We start from the raw sequence: 18,450 nt of genomic DNA, 5'->3' as shown, positions 1-18,450 counted from the left end.
ATTTTGAGGGATGGGGCTTTTGTGTTGTGGATGAAGCAACTTGTCTGAACGATAGTATTATCCCATATAATCAGTTCGCAGTGCTTCTACCAGATCGCATTTCAGAATTTTCTTGCCGCCCAGGTAATAGGCCAGTGCGACAAAGCCAAAAAGTGCCACGATAAAAAGTAGGATGGGAACGATGGGAGCCACTGTCAAAAATTCCATTGGATTCAGGTAGCTTGCCGTTATCATCAACCACACAAACACAGCCGTAATCGGCAGCGTGATCAGTACGGGGCGGCCCGCTATAACGAGGGCTTCGATCCAAAACATTTTTCGCATACCTTCTGGCGTCATGCCAATGGACATATATCTCGCAAATTCTCTTTTCCTTTGCCGGATAAATCCCAGCGTGTTGGAAAATACGTTAGCAATCCCTATGAAAGCCAACAGCACACACAGCGCCCCAATTATCAGTTTGTATCCGTTCAGCATAGCATCGTTGTCTATCTTTTCCTGAATCCGGTTTTCTACCTCAAAAGAAATGTCATGCCCCAGCACGTTCGTCAACTCGGTTTCAATCATACTCAGTTCTGTCAGGGTTCTCTCTTTTTCTGAAAGAATGCGGATATAGGTGTCTGGCTCAGCATTTCCAATCGTCCCTCCGATTTGTTTCCAGGTGGAAAGGGACACAAATTGGACTAAAGCATAGCTATCATATTCTTCTCTCAAAACCGGTGGTTCCTGTGTAAAGCCCAAAACCGGGATCTCCACAGACGCAGCCGCATCTTCCAGGTTTTGCAAAGTCATCGTATCCTGGTTCTCGGATAAAAACGGAACGTATTCCTTGTATCTGAAATTGCTGTTTATGTTGTCCCAAATACGATTCAAAACAATGCTCCCGTTTTCCGCTGAAGAAACGCCAATCTGCTCACAGTACATGGCAAAGCTGTTATCATCCATGATTACAATAGGAGCCTGAATGGTATAAATCCCATCCACCATACTGACATTACTTCCGGCGATTGTTTCAAGGCCTCCCAGACTTTTTACTTCTTCGCTGACAGCGTCCGTTGGAACAGAACAAACGGCGGTTGCCTTTTGATAAATCACACTGTCTGTATCAGTTAAAGCATGGATTTCTTCCGTATGAGAAAAGTCCTCGATCTTTGTGTCCTCAAGCGTTGCCATCACATCCCAGGCATCCTGGTAGCGTTCAAAATAGGTATGGTTTGTACTGATTCCAGAGAGAGTAAAAAAACTCAGCATGAGAGCAAAGCCCAGAAAAGAAAGGGTTAATGACAGCGTAGCGGTTCTCAGAGATTTCTTCTGTGCTTTCAGCGCATTCCCGGCAAGTTCCCCTTCGGTTCCAAATAAAAGCGCAAGAATACGGGATTTTTTTCTCCGTTTTAGCTGCAATTCCCCAGTGTTTTTTATGGCTTCCAGTGGGGTTATCTTGCTCAATTTTCTGGCTGGCAGCCAGGCAGAAATCAGCACCGTCAAAAACGAGGTCAGAATCGTGACTGCAAACACGAGCGGATGATAGGTAAAGGCAGCTTCATGCCTGCCGACAATACCATCGGCGAGGATATTGACTGCTTGGATGGCCCCGAAAGTCAAAGCGATTCCGACAAAACTTCCGAGCAATATAGGAAGTACACAAAGCATCGCCGCTTCCTGTAAAAGACAGGTACGAATTTGCCCCGGTGTCGCCCCAATGCTGGAAAAGATGCCAAACTGATGTACACGGGCATTCATCGAAACAGCAAACGAGTTATGAATGATTAAAATCAAAGACACCGATACAAGTAGGAGTACAAAGAGATAAAAAGCCATCAATAAGGGCGGATTGCTGTTCTGTGGATCGTTGATAAAATAACTTGACAACAGCGATTCATGATACGATACGGAAGTTTCAGGAACGCCTAACTGCTGGGCGATAAGAGGCATATCCTGATACACAGCCCTCATGTCATCAAAGCAAATATCGACTACAAGAGTTTGTTCGTCTGATAAATCCTCATTGATTGCCACCGTTTTTACATTGGCGAAATTTTCAATTTCGGACAATTCATCTTCTTCGAGCGCCCCGCTGATGCGTCCCTGCCAGTTTCCTTCTTCTAAAACAACGGATTCTATTTCATAGTTCCAGAAATTATAAAACAAACCGCACAATAAAGAGAGAAACAGAGCAGAAATAAACGCCGCCACCAGAACGGATACGCTGGAAGCCCGATTCTTTTTGATGAATCCTATCGAATAGTCTTTCCACATATCCTTACCTCCGTTTCTGATCGCTGATGATCTTCCCATCCTCTATGGTGATAATACGATCCGCCTCCAGTGCAATCTTTTCATCATGGGTAATCAAAAGAATCGTCTGTTCTAGGTTACGGTTAGATAATTTCAGCAAGTCAATGATTTCATCTCCGTTTTTCCGATCCAGGTTGCCGGTCGGTTCATCAGCAAGCAAGAGCGCCGGACGATAAATCAAAGAACGAGCGATGGCAACACGCTGCTGCTGCCCGCCGGATAGTTGGCTGGGCAGTGCTTCCAGTTTATCTTCGATTCCCAGCGAATGTACAATCTGCTCAAAGTATTCTTTATTGGGTTTGCGCTTGTCTAACAGGAGCGGCATGAGAATATTTTTTCGGACGGTAAGGGTGGGGATAAGATTATAAAACTGATAAACCAGCCCGACCTTTCTACGCCGGAAAATGGCTGCCTGTGTTCGGTTCATGGCAGATAATTCTGTTCCCTCGATAAGGACTTTCCCTTCTGTTGGCTTATCCACACTTCCCAAAATGTGCAACAAGGTGGATTTTCCTGAACCGGATGCCCCTACGATTGCTACAAATTCCCCTTTTTGTACGGACAGGTCAATGTGATCCAATGCCACAACTTGATTGTTTCCAGAGCCATATACCTTTCGGACATTTTCACATTTTAGTATTTCCATGTCACTTTCTCCTCTCTACTGAATGGTTTTACGTACAGTATAACAAAGTAAAGTGACATCTCAGTGACTGTATATCCTTATTTCAAAACAAGCACCGCCATTTTGCAAATTACAGGCGGTTATGGTTCCGTTCTGCAATTCAAAAATGGAACGGGTAAGAGCCAGGCCAATTCCAATTCCATCTCCAACCGCACACCGGCCCCGGTAAAAACGATCAAAAAGATACGGTAAGTCCTCTGTGTCAAAGCCCGCCCCGTCATCCCATACCCGAATTTCTACATAGAGAGGATTGCCTGAGTAGTCACAATGGACTACGCCGTCCGGTTTGGAATGTTCCATACAATTCTTTATGAGATTGATGAGTGCTTCCATTGTCCACTCTAAATCTCCCCAAAATTCAATACAGCCATTTTCTGGAATGTCAACAGTAATACAATTTTTCCGCAATAGATCGTTCAGATTATCTGCTGCCAGATTTAATACCGTATAAAGATCGACCTTTTCCCGCTTTAGCGGCAGCGTTCCAGCATCAATTTTGGAAAGCATAAGCAAGGATTCTTCCAGACGATTTAATCGCTTCAACTGCTGTTTGACCTGTTCTGTGTGAGCCCCCGGAATCTCTTTTTCCATAAGCTGCAACGACAAAAAGGCCGCTGTGATCGGCGTTTTCAGTTGGTGTGCGATATTAGCCAGGTTCTCTGCAAAATTTTTCTTTGCGGCAACTGCCGTTTCTCTTGTTTGATAAAGCATCGTGACAGTTTTGTATATCTCGTCCTGCAAATGGGAATATTCATCTTCCTTCGTTTGTATCAATGTCCCGCCAGCACCGATATTGATCTGCTCCAAATACTCGGTCAAATCATCAATCCTCTTTCGATTTTTTCTGCGGGACAGAAAGATTCCGGCCCCAAAAGCACAAGCGGTCACAAGGAAAAATATAATCGAAAAAAGCACTGTATCCAGCGGGAAATCATAGCAAAAATCATCGGCCCGGTATCCGTATTTCTCCAGATAATCGTTGTCTCTGAGTTCTTGTTCGGTCAATGAATAATAGTCTTTCAGAGCCGCTAATAGCTGCGGCTCGGCTTCAGGAGAATTTTCCAATATGGTTTCGCATAATGCCGAAGTGTGTTCAAATGCAATCTGCCGGTACGTGTGCAGGAAGAAAGCGGCGGTAAGTATCATGCCTGCCGCAAGAACAGCAAACGGAAAAATCAGAAGTGTTTTTTGTTTCCATTTTTCGCTCATTGTGTGTCCTCCATACGGTAGCCAAAACTTCGGATCGTTTTTAAGCAGGCTGGATGATTCAGCTTTTCCCGTAGCCTTTTCATTGTGACCGTCAGCGTATTATCATTTACATAGTTCCCGCTGCGATCCCAAACTTGCTCTAATAACTGGTTTCTGGTGATCGTTTTTCCCTTGTTTTCCATCAGAATCAGGAGAATTCGGTACTCCGGCTGGCTTACAACGATTTCTTTCTGCCCATTATAGACAGCCGTTTTCTCCTTATCCAAAATCAAGTCATCGCAGAATAGTTTTGTGTGGGTTACGCCCTCGGTTCTCCGTAACAGCGCCAGAATACGAGAATACAGAACAACAAGGTCAAAGGGTTTTACCACATAATCATCCGCCCCATTTTGGAAGCCAGTAACAATGTCATGGGAATCACCGCGAACTGTCAAATAGATAATAGGCAGGGTTTTCCATCTTTCCCGAATCCAAAGGCACAATTCATTGCCTTGTCCGTCCGGCATATTCCAGTCCAGCAAGACGATTGTAGGCAAATGACCGATCAACGCTTTCTTGGCATCGGCAATCCTATCAAAAACACTCACTTTGCAATTCTGCTGTTCCAAATATTCTTTTACAGATTTGCCAATCATTTCATCATCTTCTGCATAATAAACTTCAATCATGATGTTCTCCTCCTGATTGCCTGGCAGATTTTCTCCGTCCGTCTAATGGTTTTGTTGCATTCTTAGGGATAAGCCAGATCGTCCCCATTTTTTCTGCACCTGGAATGCGCCCTGCGGAACAGTAGTAATTTATCCAACGAGGTGTTACTCCCCAAATTTTGCTTGCTTCTTTCAAAGTCATGTAATCCATACTGCACCTCCGTACTGCCATATTATAATTCGTACTCTCGAATAATACAAGTTAAGCAGTACGAGACAGGCTGAAAAGTTATCAGAATGGTAGCCACAAAGAGAAATTCTTTGATAGTGGCTACCTTTTTTAATTCGTCACTTGACATTGTGGCAAAGAGTTGATGACACAGGACGAAATCGCAGTTATGGACGGAGGAAAATGTATTTTGCAGTTGCGCGGCGTGCGCCCCTTTTTCAGCGATAAGTACGATATAACGCAGCACCCGAACTACAAATACCTTTCCGACTTCGACAAGAAAAACGCTTTTGACGTTGAACGGTATATGTCCACCCGTCCGGCAATCGTAAAGCCCGACGAACCCTTTGACATATACGAAATAGATTTGTCCGACGAGGACGCAGCCGCCGAATAAAAACGGCGGCATTTTTATTTCCAACAACATTTTTTGAGCCGTTTTAGCGGCAGAAAGCGAGGTTTATATGGATTTTTTCAACAGCGCAGTTGACGTATTGCAGACTTTGGTAATCGCGCTTGGCGCAGGACTTGGCATTTGGGGCGGCATTAACCTCATGGAGGGGTACGGCAACGATAACCCCGGCGCGAATGCTCATGTACGGTAAAGTATCACAAGAAAATTATGTCGAATTGACAGCCGCCTCCGCTATACCGAATAAGGAAATAAAGAGTCCTCAAATTTTGCGCTACTAAATGAAGACGAGCGGAAGTAATCTCCCGCTCGTCAGTAAACTTAACTATGCCATATCAATCCCGCTTCTTTCCCGCCACCGGCACTAAGAACAGCGCGGGCAACAGCAGGAAAGCGGTACAGACCAGCCCCCAGGGTATGGACACCTGCTGGGCTACCAGCCCCACAATAGGCCCGCCGATGATCTGCCCGAAAGAGTCCAGCTGTCCGCTGGTGGAAAAGACTGTGGCGCGCATTTTCTCATCCACATGGTCGTTCATCCAGGCGGCCAGCACAGGCTCCTTGATGGTGCGCATAAGCCCCGCCAGCAGGAACACCAACAACATGAACCAAAAGCTCCGCCCCACCGCGAAGAGAACCAGGCACAGGATATACCCGGCGCTGGTGGACATGACCACACTGGTTCGGCTGACAGTCCCTTTTTTCTCCATGCGGGCGATGAGCAACTGAGAAGCCAGAATACCTAAGCCGTTGCCGATAAGACTGATAACACCGAACCAAGTGACGCTGTTCAGCGGCCCGATAACGGGTATTACCGTGTCATCCAGAAAATGAGCGGTGGAGAGCCGGTCAAAGCCTTCACTGGCAAGTCCCCCGCATAGTGTGATTGCTAAGAGCGCCAGCAACACAGGTGCGCCTTTCACAAAGCCCAGGTTGAGCTTGAACAGGCAGACAAAGTCTTTAAGCAAGCCCTGCCGTTCCTCAATAGCAGGGGAGAAGTTGGTTTCTGGCATGATGCGAACCATCACCAGCCCCAACAACAAGCACAAACTGCCCCCCAAGATGACAGGCATTTGCAGGTTTATGTTTCCCAGCAGTGTGCCCAGCACCACGCCCAGAACGCCGCCGATTTGCCCCATTTGACTGCCCCGCAGGAACACCTTGTCTATGGGTTTGTCCTCTTCCTCCGAGGCAATCCACGCCTCCAGAGCGCCGGTGATGAAGGTATCACCGCAACCCCAGACAACCTGGGCCAGCAGAACCGGCGCGAACCACGGTAGCGCACCCTCCATCAGAAAGCCCAGGCCGTAGAGGAACATTCCAATCAGCACCGAGCGCCGACGGCTATACAAATCCGCCACCACACCGGTGGGTATCTCGAACAGAAAGCAGGAGGTCTCCAGAACCGTCCCTACCAGGACAAGCTGGAAAGCATCCAGCTGCACCACCTCCAGGTGGTACACGATGGAAAGCACTGTGGACATAGAAACCGCCAGGGAACAGACAAATCGGAACAGCAGGTAGACAGAATATGCCTTTGAATTTTTAGCAAACATGAAGTTACATCCTCCTAGTATAATAATGGTGTAGTCAAGAACGACTACTGGTTAATAGTTACAAAGTCCAATCTAATAAATCTATATAGATATAACGGAAGGAGGAGTTCCCCCTCCATCAGAAGTTATAGGACATATTTACCGTGTCTGAGGTTTCCTTAATGCACCAGACAAAATATAGAGGTATAATCACTGAAGGCAGGATCATTGACGTTTCCTCCTTGGGAGCCGGCCTTCTGGCTGGCGATACCTCTTAGAAAGTCTGTCAATCCTTTCGGTGGTGATTTATGTTTTGGCTGGTTGGGAAGCCTCAGGCTATACCTGTATAAGCCGCTAGGTTGTGTATCCACCCTTTGGAATTGGATGCCTGCCGGAAAGGATATTACTATGCACTATCAAAAAGTACTCAAGATGCCTGAAAGCATCCCCTATCTCTCTGTCGGGTTTGATGTCGGCGCAGACTTCACCTGGATGTCTATCATGCTCCCCAATGGCATCCTCATCGGTAAGCCTTTTAAGATCATTCATTCTGATCCGCAGTCCCGTGAGCTTGCCATCTCAAAAATAAAGGAAGCCCAGGAGATGTATTCTCTTGAAAGCCGCTGCTTCCTTGAATCCACCGGGATCTACCACATCCCACTCCTGTGCTTCCTTCGTGATAAGGGTTTTGACTGCGCCGTCATTAATCCTATCATTACTAAGAATAGCACAAATATGAACGTCAGGAAACTGCATAATGATAAATTTGATTCAAAAAAAGCTGCTAAAGTCGGCCTGGATGCCTCCCTTAAGGCTTCCATTGTCCCGGATGACGCAATCATTGACCTGCGCAATCTCGTGCGTGACTACTATTATTTCAAGGACCTGCAATCCGCCATCGTATTGAAGCTTCATGCGGAACTCAACTTGAATTTATTTTAAGCTATCACGTTTTACCTTCTTAAGCCTTACTATCATTACCATAGGAATTTCTTTGTTGGTTTTAAAACATTCTTCATAAAATCCATCAATGACAAATCCAGCTCTAAAACAAAGGTTAAAAATATCTTGTATGGAACGATGATAATAAATCTGCTCTTTCGGTTGCCCTTCAATCGCTATATCATAGTAACTGTGCGGTGTCATATATTTTTCAGTCAACGTGACAAAACAAGGGTGTTGCGTTGCAAAGACAAAAATTCCGCTTTCCTGCAACAGTTCATAAACAGCCATAAGAAGTGGTTCAATATCCGTAATATCCATAATTGCCATATTAGAAACTGCTTTCGTAAAGGCTCGATTTCTTTTTAATTCTAATATACTTTTTCTATCGGTCGCATCCGCCACACAAAATTCAATTTGTTTTGCATATTGTGATTGCCGTCTTTTAGCCAATTCTATCATTTTTTTGCTGTAATCAAAAGCGACAACCGAAGCGCCTCTTTGTGCAAGATACGAAGAATAATTTCCATTGCCACACGCAATATCCAAAATGTAATCCGCAGGATTAGGAGATAGAAGTTCCGTTACTTTGGGACGCACTACCTCTCTGTGAAATTCATTAGATTCGTCACCCATTGCATTATCCCAAAATTGTGCGTTCTCCTCCCAGATTTTTTTACTTTCCTCTGTTCCCATGTTCTCTCCCACTCCCCAAATTTGCTTTTTTGCTTCCATTAAATCTTCCTTACTATATTCCATTGTTACCCTCCATAACTTCTGATTGTTGCCGTCTTGACGATTATGTATCTTTACATTACCTTCTGAAACATATGGCGCACCTTGTCCAGGCGGCTGTTTGGACGGCGGGGCTGGATGACCGGCTGACCGACAGCGGCCTGATATCCTTTCAGCTCTGTAAGGCATACGCTCCGCCCGTTGGTGTAAAAGGCCAGATCAGTACGGTATGCCTGTATACAGCGGGCGGGAATCTCGCCAGTAAAGACAACTTCATCCTTTTTTACCTGGGCCGTTTCGATGGTGGCACAGTATTTCGGTGCATCATGATAAGCCCTGGAAAGGTATTCCTGGGGCGCATAGAGGATGAAGGAGAGATAAGGTTCCAGCAGCTGCGTCCCCGATTCCTTCAATGCCTGTTCCAATACAATCGGGGCCAATGAGCGGAAGTCCGCCGGCGTGCTGACCGGACTGTAATAAAGCCCGTATTCAAAGCAAATCTTACAGTCCGTTACGTTCCAGCCGAACAAGCCCTGCTCCAGCCCGTAACGGATACCATCCCTGACAGCGTTTTGAAAACTCTGGTTCAAGTATCCCAGCGAAACCCGGCTCTCGTATTGTACACCGGAGCCAAGCGAGAGTGGTGTAACAGACAGTCCTATGGATGCCCAAAACGGGTTGGGCGGCACCTCGATATGGATGGTGTGGCTGGCTGCTTTGAGCGGCCGCTCCATATAAATGACGGAGGGTTCCTTTACCACTGTTTCAAGCTTGTATTTTTCCGACAGCAAAGCGGAAACAACCTCCAACTGCACCCGGCCCAAAAAAGAAAGAATGATCTCATGGGTGATGGAATCCACTTCGCAACGCAAAAGCGGGTCAGTATCCGCAAGTTGCGTAAGAGCGTCCAGCAGCCGTTCTCTTTGCGCTGCCGTTTTCGGCGCAATCGTCGTCCGCAGCATGGGGAGGGGGTCCTCGCGCCACCTTTTACGAGGGAGCCGGGTTTGGTCCCCTAATACATCGTTTAACCTCACGCTGTCGCTGGGAAGGATAACAATTTCACCCTGATAAGCGGTGTCTGTCCGAACAATTTCCCCTTTGGATGGAATACGCATCTCTGTGATTTTCAGCTTTTCTCTCCCGGCCAGGGCCACCGTATCCCGCAGGCGCAGCGTTCCGCTGTATAACCGTAGATAGACACGCCGCTGGCCGCAATCGGTGTACTCAACCTTGAAAACGCTGCCGCATAGGGCGGCGCCCCCCTGTTCCCCAATCGGTTGGAACAGCCCTGTCACCGCATCCATCAACGGTTGAATGCCAAGGCCATTTTTGGCGCTGCCATGATAGACTGGGAACAGGGAGGCGTCTTGAACCCGCTGCTGTTCCTCCCGCGCAAGTTTTTCCCGGCTGATTGGTTCTCCTGCGATATACTTTTCCAATAATTCATCGTTATTTTCGATGACCGCATCCCATGCTTCTATGTCGGTATTTTCCTCCAGGACTATTTCCGGGGACAGCGACACCGTCTGCTTGATGATAATATCGGCGGAGAGCTTATCCCGAACAGACTGAACCACGCTCTGCAAATCAACGCCAGCCTGGTCGATCTTGTTGATAAAGATAACGGTGGGAATGTTCATTTTCCGCAGGGCATGGAACAGAATACGGGTCTGGGCCTGCACGCCATCTTTAGCGGAGATCACCAAGATGGCCCCATCTAAAACAGCCAAAGAGCGGTACACCTCCGCCAAAAAATCCATGTGGCCGGGCGTATCCACAATGTTAACTTTACATCTGTGCCACTGGAAGGAAGTGACTGCCGCTTGAATGGTAATCCCACGCTGCCGCTCCAAAAACATGGTGTCCGTCCTCGTTGTCCCTTTTTCGACGCTCCCCGGTTCTGAAATGGCTCCGCTGGCATATAGCAGGCTCTCCGTCAAGGTCGTCTTTCCAGCGTCTACATGGGCAAGAATTCCAATATTGATTATTTTCATGTGATTGTCCTCCCTTTACAGCCCCAAAGGGCATAAAAATCCCCAGCAGTAAAATACTTTTACCACTGGGGATTATAAGTTGCGGACATACACATATACAGCATACACCTGTTTGTGATTGCTGTTTTTGGGGATATGTCAAAATTGATAAGGCAAAAGTATTCTTAAATTGGGTACAAAAAACTAAGCCCCTACAAAAGGAGCTATCATAATCCTTTGTTCCCACTATTTGATTATAGTTTTATTTAAGAATACCTTGCCGCATATTTTTTACTCCTTTTCTGGATTAAATCATTGTATCACATCAGTTTTAATCATTGTATCACATCAGTTTTAGGAAAGCAAGTACCTAAAAGAAATTTTTCTTCCCCTTATATGTAACAATCATACCGGCTTCCTAGCGTTCAGAATGTTTTCTGCTGTCTGCTGTGGTGTTTGGTTGGAATTGTCCAACCAAAAGCCGATCCGTGGTGTTGTCTGCATTTTACTAAATACAAATTCAATGTATACAGAAAGATATAAGGAGTGGGAGGGATTCCGCCGTAGTTGGCATTGTAGGAAAATCCAAAAGTTTAGATTTTCCCACAATGCTTATCTTTTGGTCTTTGGTTCGGAATAGTGTAGTGCTGGCGGTCTATCTCTTGTTTTCGGTTGCTTGCTTCCTTACCGTACATGAGCATTCTCTTGCGGCTGCTCTTGCCCGATTGCCGGAACAGACGCAGGAAGAAATCTTTTTGTACTACTTTCAGCACTTGACGCAGAAAGAAATCGGAGAACAAAGCGGCTGGACACGCAGCACAATCGGGCGGCATATACGGCTTGCCTTGAAGCGGCTGAAAGAGGAAATGGAGGTGCTGTCCCATGAGTAACCGACTTCTCCCCTATGACACTATCATAAAGGCACATGAGGGCGACCCCATAGCGATACAAGCCGTCCTTGACCGATACGCTGGATATATCCGCTACTTCTCTAAGATGAACGGCTATTACAACTCTGATATGGAGGACTACATCAGAACAAAGCTGATTGAAAGCCTGTTCAAGTTCCGGCTTGACCGATAACATAGAAACTGAATATCCCGCCGCCCCGCAGCGGCACATGAAGCAGTAAATCCGAAAAAGATTTGCTGCTTTTTTTGCGCTCATTTTTGGCAAATTTCCAAAAGTTCCGTATTAGATAGTGAAACCAAAAAAGGCTGCCGTTTTTTTTAGACAGCGGGCAAAACGCAGCTTCCGAAACGCCTTATTGTCGGGAAAGACCGAGCCGCCGGAAAAGTTCTTGCCGGAAAGTCCGTCATTTTTGCTTTTTGCGGTGTTGTAGGGAGTAAGAGGAAGAACGCCAGCCCGCAGCCTTTTATGAAAAAGCTGGTTATAGATTTTCTGAAAAAGTGGCAGTAGGAAGTGAACGGCAGTCCGGCAGTTTCTTAGAGCAAGATTCTACCGCAGTACCAAAATTCGCTTATCGCTCATTTTGCCCCTGCGGGAATCTTGTTGGGGAGTGCCTTCCCCAAACCCTGCCATGCGGCTTACGCCGCTTAAAAATCCCTCAAAATATTTTTTCGGATTTTTCAAAAACAGTTCCGCTTCACACCCTGTTTTTCTCCTATTAGTGAGAGGACACCATACACAGAAAGGAGGTCTGTCGACCATGAAACGATACAACACACCGCACCGCAGCCGGGTAGTCAAAACACGCATGACCGAGGAAGAATACGCCGAGTTTGCAGAAAGGCTTTCTGCCTACAACATGAGCCAAGCCGAGTTTATCCGGCAAGCCATAACCGGGGCAGCCATACGCCCCATCATAACCGTTTCTCCCGTCAATGATGAGCTGCTTGCCGCTGTTGGGAAGCTGACCGCCGAATACGGCAGGATCGGCGGCAACTTAAACCAGATAGCCCGGACGCTGAACGAGTGGCACAGCCCCTACCCGCAGCTTGCCGGGGAGGTACGGGCGGCGGTTTCCGACCTTGCTGCCCTAAAGTTTGAAATCTTGCAGAAAGTGGGTGACGCTGTTGGCAACATTCAAACATATCAGCTCTAAAAATGCCGACTATGGCGCAGCGGAAGCCTACCTCACATTTGAGCATGACGAGTTTACCATGAAGCCCACCCTTGATGGAAACGGGCGGCTGATACCGAGGGAGGATTACCGCATTTCTTCCCTCAACTGCGGGGGCGAGGATTTCGCTGTTGCCTGTATGCGGGCGAATCTCCGCTATGAGAAAAATCAAAAACGGGAAGATGTGAAAAGCCACCACTATATCATCAGCTTTGACCCACGGGACGGGACAGACAACGGCTTGACCGTAGACCAGGCGCAGGAGCTGGGCGAGAAGTTCTGTAAAGAGCATTTCCCCGGACACCAAGCCCTTGTATGCACCCACCCGGACGGGCATAACCACAGCGGCAATATCCATGTGCATATCGTCATCAACTCCCTGCGAATTTATGAAGTCCCGCTTCTGCCCTACATGGACAGACCAGCCGACACAAGGGCGGGCTGCAAGCACCGCTGCACCAATGCCGCTATGGAATATTTCAAGAGTGAAGTCATGGAGATGTGCCACCGGGAGGGGCTTTACCAAATCGACCTCTTGAACGGTAGCAAGGAACGGATAACAGAACGAGAGTACTGGGCGGCAAAGAAAGGGCAGCTTGCCCTTGATAAAGAGAACGCCACCAGAGAAGCCGCCGGACAGCCGACCAAGCCCACCAAGTTTGAAACGGACAAGGCGAAGCTGCGCCGGACGATACGGCAGGCACTTTCCCAAGCTACCAGCTTTGACGAGTTTTCTTCCCTTTTGCTGCGGGAGGGCGTGACCGTCAAGGAGAGCCGAGGGCGGCTTTCCTACCTCACGCCGGACAGGACAAAGCCTATCACAGCCCGGAAGCTTGGGGACGATTTTGACAAGGCTGCTGTCCTTGCCCTGCTTACACAGAACGCCCACAGAGCCGCCAAACAGACCAAAGCCATACCCGAATACCCTGTCGCAGTTAAAAAGCCGTCACAAGGGGAAAAACCCACAAAAACCACCCCGGCAGACAACACCTTGCAGCGCATGGTTGACCGGGAAGCCAAGCGAGCCGAGGGCAAGGGCGTGGGCTATGACCGCTGGGCGGCAAAGTACAATCTAAAGCAAATGGCGGCTACCGTTACCGCCTACCAGCAGTACGGCTTTTCTTCCCCGGAGGAACTGGACGAAGCCTGCTCTGCTGCCTATGCCGCCATGCAGGAAAGCCTTACAGAGCTGAAGCAGGTGGAAAAGACGCTGGACGGGAAAAAGGAGCTGCAACGGCAGGTGCTTGCCTATTCCAAGACCCGCCCTGTCCGGGACGGGCTGAAACAGCAGAAAAACGCCAAAGCAAAAGCAGCCTACCGACAGAAGCACGAAAGCGACTTTATCATAGCAGACGCAGCCGCCCGCTATTTCAAAGAAAACGGCATTTCCAAGCTGCCGGGCTATAAAGCCCTGCAAGCCGAGATTGAAAGCCTTATCCAAGAGAAAAACAGCGGCTACAACGATTACCGGGCAAAACGGGAGGAATACCGCCGCTTACAGACTGTCAAGGGCAATATCGACCAGATTTTACGCAGGGAACGCAAGCCTGTGAAAAAGCAGGAACAGGAGCGATAAAAACCGCCCCCAAATGTACCCGAACCCATACAGAACAAGGGGGCTGCCCCGTACCCTATCCGCAATACCAAAGGATTTTTTAACGGGCTTACAGGGCAGAAAAACCCCGAAAATGATACCGAGATGATACAGAATTACCGCCGATACCGTCACACCAGCGGAAACGGCAGAAAGGAGCGCACCCATGCCAAGAATGAGCAAGAAACGGCGGCTGGAATGGTCTTTTTTCCTGCGGCAAGTGAAAGTCGGGAATACCACCTGCGACCGTATCACATACAACGACCTCTGCCGGGGCTGTACCCATAGCTGCAAGCAGAGCTTCCGGGCGGTTATCATACTCTGCCCCCGCTACTACTCCAAACGCCGGAAAAAGGAGGACAGGGACAATGGCAGATAACCGCAAGTATTACTACCTCAAGCTGAAAGAGAACTTTTTTGACAGCGACTCCATTGTGCTGCTGGAAGATATGAAAGACGGGATTTTATATTCCAATATCCTCTTGAAGCTGTACTTAAAATCGCTGAAAAACGGCGGGAAGTTGCAGCTTGACGAGCATATCCCCTACACAGCGCAGATGATAGCGACACTGACCCGCCACCAGATAGGGACGGTTGAAAGGGCTTTAGAGATTTTCCGGCAGTTGGGGCTTGTGGAGCAGCTTGACAGCGGGGCTTTTTATATGACCGATATTGAGCTGATGATAGGACAGTCCTCTACCGAAGCCGAGCGAAAACGGGCTGCAAGGCTGGAAAACAAGGCACTTTTACCGTCTCGGACAAAAGGCGGACATTTGTCCGACATTCGTCCACCAGAGATAGAGATAGAGTTAGAGAAAGAGATAGAGATAGAAAAAGAGAGAGAGGGAGAAACGGGACACCCCGCCCCCGCCGCTTATGGCAGATACAACAATGTGATACTGACCGATACAGAGCTTTCCGGGCTGAAAACAGAGCTGCCCGACAAGTGGGAGTATTATATTGACCGGCTTTCCTGCCATATCGCTTCCACCGGGAAGCAGTACCACAGCCATGCAGCCACCATTTACAAGTGGGCGCAGGAGGACGCTGCCAAAGGCAAGGCTGCCCCGAAACAGGGCATACCCGATTATTCATGCAAGGAGGGTGAGAGCTTATGAGAAACGAGATTGAAGCTATGATTACGGACATTACAGCCACTACCGCCGAAGCGGAGGACTACACAGGCGAGGACGGGCTTTTATACTGCGGCAAGTGCCATACGCCCAAAGAAGCCTACTTTTCAAAAGAAACCGCCCAATGGTTAGGGCATGACCGACACCCGGCAGAGTGCGACTGCCAGCGGGCAGCCCGTGAAAAACGGGAAGCCGCTGAAAGCAGACAGAAGCACCTTGAAAAAGTGGAGGACTTGAAACGCCGGGGCTTTACCGACCCTGCTATGCGGAACTGGACATTTGAGCATGACAACGGCAGAAACCCGCAGACCGAAACCGCCCGCTTTTATGTGGAGAGCTGGGAAACCATGCAGGCTGAAAATATCGGCTACCTGTTTTGGGGCGGCGTGGGGAAAGGAAAAAGCTACCTTGCCGCCTGTATCGCCAACGCCCTTATGGAGAAAGAGGTTGCCGTCTGTATGACAAACTTTGCAACAATACTCAATGACCTTGCTGCCAGCTTTGAGGGCAGGAACGAATATATTTCCCGCCTTTGCAGCTATCCCCTGCTGATACTTGATGATTTCGGTATGGAGCGAGGGACAGAATACGGGCTGGAACAGGTTTACAGCGTGATTGACAGTCGTTACCGAAGCAGCAAGCCGCTGATCGCCACGACCAACCTCACGCTGGAGGAATTGCAGCACCCGCAGGACACGCCCCACGCCCGTATCTATGACAGGCTGACTTCCATGTGCGCCCCCGTCCGCTTCACGGGCAGCAATTTCCGAAAGGAAACCGCACAGGAAAAGCTGGAACGATTAAAGCAACTGACGAAGCAGCGAAAGGAGAGCCTATGACAGAAACCAAACAGACAAGCACCACCAAAACAGACCGCCGCCCGGACTGTGTAACGGAAATCCGCATGGGCAACTCCGTCCTTACCGTTTCCGGATTCTTCAAGCAGGGCGCAACCGACACCGCAGCCGACAAGATGATGAAAGTGCTGGAAGCGGAAGCTGCTACACAAAAAACGGCGATTTGACCGACCATAAAGAAGCAGATTTGACGCTTTTGCCGCTATACAGACAGCCGCCCCATGTGGTACAATCAAGGTACGGAATAGTGGGGCTGGCTGTCGGAAACGGAGGATTTTATGTTAAGACAGACCAACCAACAACCAATTACCGCCCTTTACCCAAGACTTTCCCATGAGGACGAGCTGCAAGGCGAGAGCAATTCCATTTCCAATCAGAAGCGTATCCTTGAAACCTATGCAAAGCAGAACGGCTTTTCCAATCTGCGCTGGTACACGGACGACGGTTATTCTGGTGCAAACTTTCAAAGACCCGGTTTTCAAGCCATGCTTGCGGACATTGAAGCCGGAAAAGTCGGGACAGTTATCGTAAAGGATATGTCGAGGTTAGGGCGAAACTACCTGCAAGTGGGAATGTACACGGAAATGGTTTTCCCACAGAAAGGCGTCCGCTTCATCGCTATCAATGACGGAGTGGACAGCGCACAGGGCGACAATGACTTTGCCCCGCTGCGGAATATCTTTAACGAATGGCTGGTGAGAGATACGAGCAAGAAAATCAAAGCAGTAAAACGCTCAAAAGGTATGAGTGGCAAGCCCATCACAAGCAAACCTGTGTATGGCTACCTCATGGACGAGGACGAAAATTTCATTATTGACGAGGAAGCTGCACCCGTAGTTAAGCAGATATACAACCTCTGCCTTGCCGGGAACGGTCCGACCAAGATAGCCCGTATGCTCACAGAGCAGCAAATCCCCACGCCGGGGACGCTGGAATACCGCAGGACGGGCAGCACCCGCCGCTACCACCCCGGCTATGAGTGCAAGTGGGCGACCAATACCGTTGTGCATATCCTTGAAAACCGGGAATACACGGGCTGCCTGGTAAACTTCAAGACGGAAAAACTCTCTTACAAAGTCAAGCACAGCGTAGAAAACCCGGAGGAAAAGCAAGCGATATTCGAGAACCACCACGAGCCTATCATAGACACCCAAACATGGGAACGGGTGCAGGAGCTTCGCAAGCAGCGCAAACGCCCCAACCGCTATGATGAAGTGGGCTTGTTCTCCGGCATACTGTTCTGTGCAGACTGCGGCAGTGTGATGTATCAGCAGCGATACCAGACGGACAAGCGCAAGCAGGACTGTTATATCTGCGGCAACTACAAGAAACGCACCCATGACTGTACGGCGCACTTTATCCGCACCGACCTCTTGACCGCTGGTGTACTCTCCAATCTGCGGAAAGTGACCAGCTATGCGGCAAAGCATGAAGCCCGGTTTATGAAGCTCCTGATTGAGCAGAACGAGGACGGGGGCAAGCGCAGGAACGCCGCCAAGAAAAAGGAGCTGGAAGCCACCGAGAAACGCATAGCCGAGTTATCCGCTATCTTCAAGCGGCTGTATGAGGACAGTGTGACCGGGCGCATATCAGACGAGCGTTTCACAGAGCTGTCGGCAGACTATGAAGCAGAACAACGGGAGCTGAAAGAAAGAGCCGCCGCTATCCAAGCGGAGCTTTCCAAAGCACAGGAAGCCACCGTGAACGCAGAAAAGTTTATGAATGTTGTCCGGCGGCATACCAGCTTTGAAGAACTTACCCCTACTCTGCTGCGGGAGTTTGTAGAGAAAATCGTTGTGCATGAGTGCAGCTATGACGAGAACAAGACCCGCAGACAGGACATTGAGATTTATTATTCTTTTGTTGGCAAGGTGGACTTGCCCGAATAACCGCCCGACCTATCCGACACAAGAGCTAAGTGCCGGATAGGAACGGCAAAATTTTTTACACTTCTATTACTTCTTTATCGCACATCAATAAAGTCGCAGGGCATGAAACAGCTTATGGCTAAGTAGATGTAATCAAGAAAAGAAAGGAAAAGCACAATCCAGACGGAACCGGCGGTTGTGTCAAGAAATGTTTGTGGAATGGCAAGAACTTTGATATAATGGGAACAGGAAC

General features: G+C 48.5%; 19 protein-coding genes and 2 pseudogenes. 12 read left to right on the top strand and 9 right to left on the bottom strand.

From position 1 onward, the window contains the following. Positions 1–57 precede the first annotated feature (57 nt). From EFA47_RS17995 to EFA47_RS17975, 5 genes are read right to left on the bottom strand one after another with little or no spacing between them, the layout of a single operon-like run. A complete protein-coding gene (locus EFA47_RS17995; protein ID WP_122644604.1) occupies positions 58–2,256 on the bottom strand; it encodes an ABC transporter permease in 2,199 nt (732 codons plus the stop codon). A 4-nt stretch (positions 2,257–2,260) separates the two neighbouring features. Continuing rightward, a complete protein-coding gene (locus EFA47_RS17990; RefSeq protein ID WP_122644603.1) occupies positions 2,261–2,941 on the bottom strand; it encodes an ABC transporter ATP-binding protein in 681 nt (226 codons plus the stop codon). A 60-nt stretch (positions 2,942–3,001) separates the two neighbouring features. Continuing rightward, a complete protein-coding gene (locus EFA47_RS17985) occupies positions 3,002–4,189 on the bottom strand; it encodes a sensor histidine kinase (RefSeq protein WP_122644602.1) in 1,188 nt (395 codons plus the stop codon). Continuing rightward, on the bottom strand, positions 4,186–4,857 hold the full coding sequence (locus EFA47_RS17980) for a response regulator transcription factor (protein WP_015559856.1): 672 nt from the start codon (positions 4,855–4,857) through the stop codon (positions 4,186–4,188). Before EFA47_RS17980 ends, EFA47_RS17985 begins: the two co-directional genes overlap by 4 nt. Then, a complete protein-coding gene (locus EFA47_RS17975; protein WP_015559857.1) occupies positions 4,850–5,047 on the bottom strand; it encodes a helix-turn-helix domain-containing protein in 198 nt (65 codons plus the stop codon). The genes EFA47_RS17980 and EFA47_RS17975 overlap by 8 nt, the downstream gene beginning before the upstream one ends. A gap of 151 nt (positions 5,048–5,198) precedes the next feature. Here EFA47_RS17975 and EFA47_RS17970 point away from each other — a divergent pair. Further along, positions 5,199–5,462 (top strand): annotated as a pseudogene (locus EFA47_RS17970) (VirD4-like conjugal transfer protein, CD1115 family); the annotation flags it as partial. A 67-nt stretch (positions 5,463–5,529) separates the two neighbouring features. Then, on the top strand, positions 5,530–5,670 hold the full coding sequence (locus tag EFA47_RS17965) for a Maff2 family mobile element protein (protein WP_003505404.1): 141 nt from the start codon (positions 5,530–5,532) through the stop codon (positions 5,668–5,670). A gap of 142 nt (positions 5,671–5,812) precedes the next feature. Here the strand turns inward: EFA47_RS17965 and tet(40) are convergent, their stop codons facing one another. After that, on the bottom strand, positions 5,813–7,033 hold the full coding sequence (tet(40), locus tag EFA47_RS17960) for a tetracycline efflux MFS transporter Tet(40) (protein ID WP_024407615.1): 1,221 nt from the start codon (positions 7,031–7,033) through the stop codon (positions 5,813–5,815). A 387-nt stretch (positions 7,034–7,420) separates the two neighbouring features. Here tet(40) and EFA47_RS17955 point away from each other — a divergent pair. Beyond that, positions 7,421–7,945 (top strand): annotated as a pseudogene (locus EFA47_RS17955) (IS110 family transposase); the annotation flags it as partial. Here EFA47_RS17955 and EFA47_RS17950 read toward each other — a convergent pair. Next, positions 7,946–8,713, bottom strand: a complete 768-nt coding sequence (locus EFA47_RS17950) for a class I SAM-dependent methyltransferase (protein WP_002586626.1) — start codon at positions 8,711–8,713, stop codon at positions 7,946–7,948. It abuts the pseudogene before it with no gap. Between the two features lie 50 nt (positions 8,714–8,763). Continuing rightward, on the bottom strand, positions 8,764–10,683 hold the full coding sequence (tet(W), locus tag EFA47_RS17945) for a tetracycline resistance ribosomal protection protein Tet(W) (RefSeq protein ID WP_002586627.1): 1,920 nt from the start codon (positions 10,681–10,683) through the stop codon (positions 8,764–8,766). Positions 10,684–11,270: 587 nt separating this feature from the next. Here tet(W) and EFA47_RS17935 point away from each other — a divergent pair. Continuing rightward, a complete protein-coding gene (locus tag EFA47_RS17935; RefSeq protein ID WP_330411767.1) occupies positions 11,271–11,552 on the top strand; it encodes a sigma-70 family RNA polymerase sigma factor in 282 nt (93 codons plus the stop codon). Beyond that, the gene (locus EFA47_RS17930) at positions 11,545–11,745 is read left to right on the top strand and encodes a helix-turn-helix domain-containing protein (protein WP_006858003.1); all 201 of its coding nucleotides are present in this window, start codon (positions 11,545–11,547) and stop codon (positions 11,743–11,745) included. Before EFA47_RS17935 ends, EFA47_RS17930 begins: the two co-directional genes overlap by 8 nt. 375 nt (positions 11,746–12,120) lie before the next feature. Here EFA47_RS17930 and EFA47_RS20290 read toward each other — a convergent pair whose 3' ends face one another. After that, a complete protein-coding gene (locus EFA47_RS20290; RefSeq protein WP_006858065.1) occupies positions 12,121–12,255 on the bottom strand; it encodes a hypothetical protein in 135 nt (44 codons plus the stop codon). A gap of 76 nt (positions 12,256–12,331) precedes the next feature. On the opposite strand from EFA47_RS20290, the gene EFA47_RS17925 reads away from it, so the two are divergent. The 7 genes from EFA47_RS17925 to EFA47_RS17890 all read left to right on the top strand — a co-directional run bounded on the left by EFA47_RS17925 (position 12,332) and on the right by EFA47_RS17890 (position 18,218). Beyond that, positions 12,332–12,727 (top strand): plasmid mobilization protein, encoded by a 396-nt coding sequence (locus EFA47_RS17925; protein ID WP_109056364.1) that lies wholly within the window; start codon positions 12,332–12,334, stop codon positions 12,725–12,727. Further along, positions 12,699–14,321: a relaxase/mobilization nuclease domain-containing protein gene (locus tag EFA47_RS17920; protein WP_117566072.1), complete on the top strand. Its 1,623-nt coding sequence runs from the start codon at positions 12,699–12,701 to the stop codon at positions 14,319–14,321. Before EFA47_RS17925 ends, EFA47_RS17920 begins: the two co-directional genes overlap by 29 nt. 184 nt (positions 14,322–14,505) lie before the next feature. Continuing rightward, complete coding sequence (locus EFA47_RS17910; RefSeq protein WP_005927784.1) at positions 14,506–14,718, top strand: hypothetical protein; 213 nt, start codon at positions 14,506–14,508, stop codon at positions 14,716–14,718. Beyond that, positions 14,708–15,457 (top strand): phage replisome organizer N-terminal domain-containing protein, encoded by a 750-nt coding sequence (locus EFA47_RS17905; RefSeq protein WP_006859736.1) that lies wholly within the window; start codon positions 14,708–14,710, stop codon positions 15,455–15,457. Before EFA47_RS17910 ends, EFA47_RS17905 begins: the two co-directional genes overlap by 11 nt. Further along, positions 15,454–16,311 carry an ATP-binding protein gene (locus tag EFA47_RS17900; RefSeq protein ID WP_006859737.1) on the top strand — a complete coding sequence of 286 codons (858 nt, stop codon included), beginning with the start codon at positions 15,454–15,456 and terminating at the stop codon, positions 16,309–16,311. Before EFA47_RS17905 ends, EFA47_RS17900 begins: the two co-directional genes overlap by 4 nt. Next, entirely contained in the window at positions 16,308–16,496 is a 189-nt protein-coding gene (locus EFA47_RS17895; RefSeq protein WP_002569233.1) for a transposon-encoded TnpW family protein, read from the top strand. The genes EFA47_RS17900 and EFA47_RS17895 overlap by 4 nt, the downstream gene beginning before the upstream one ends. A gap of 111 nt (positions 16,497–16,607) precedes the next feature. Then, a complete protein-coding gene (locus tag EFA47_RS17890) occupies positions 16,608–18,218 on the top strand; it encodes a recombinase family protein (protein ID WP_117536987.1) in 1,611 nt (536 codons plus the stop codon). The last annotated feature ends 232 nt before the right edge of the window (positions 18,219–18,450 follow it).

It is taken from the genome of Luxibacter massiliensis, assembly GCF_900604355.1.
In the GTDB taxonomy this organism is placed as follows: Bacteria; Bacillota; Clostridia; order Lachnospirales; family Lachnospiraceae; genus Luxibacter; species Luxibacter massiliensis.
The sequence above is the reverse complement of the archived record's forward strand: the minus strand, read 5'-3'. Positions and strand labels throughout refer to the sequence as shown.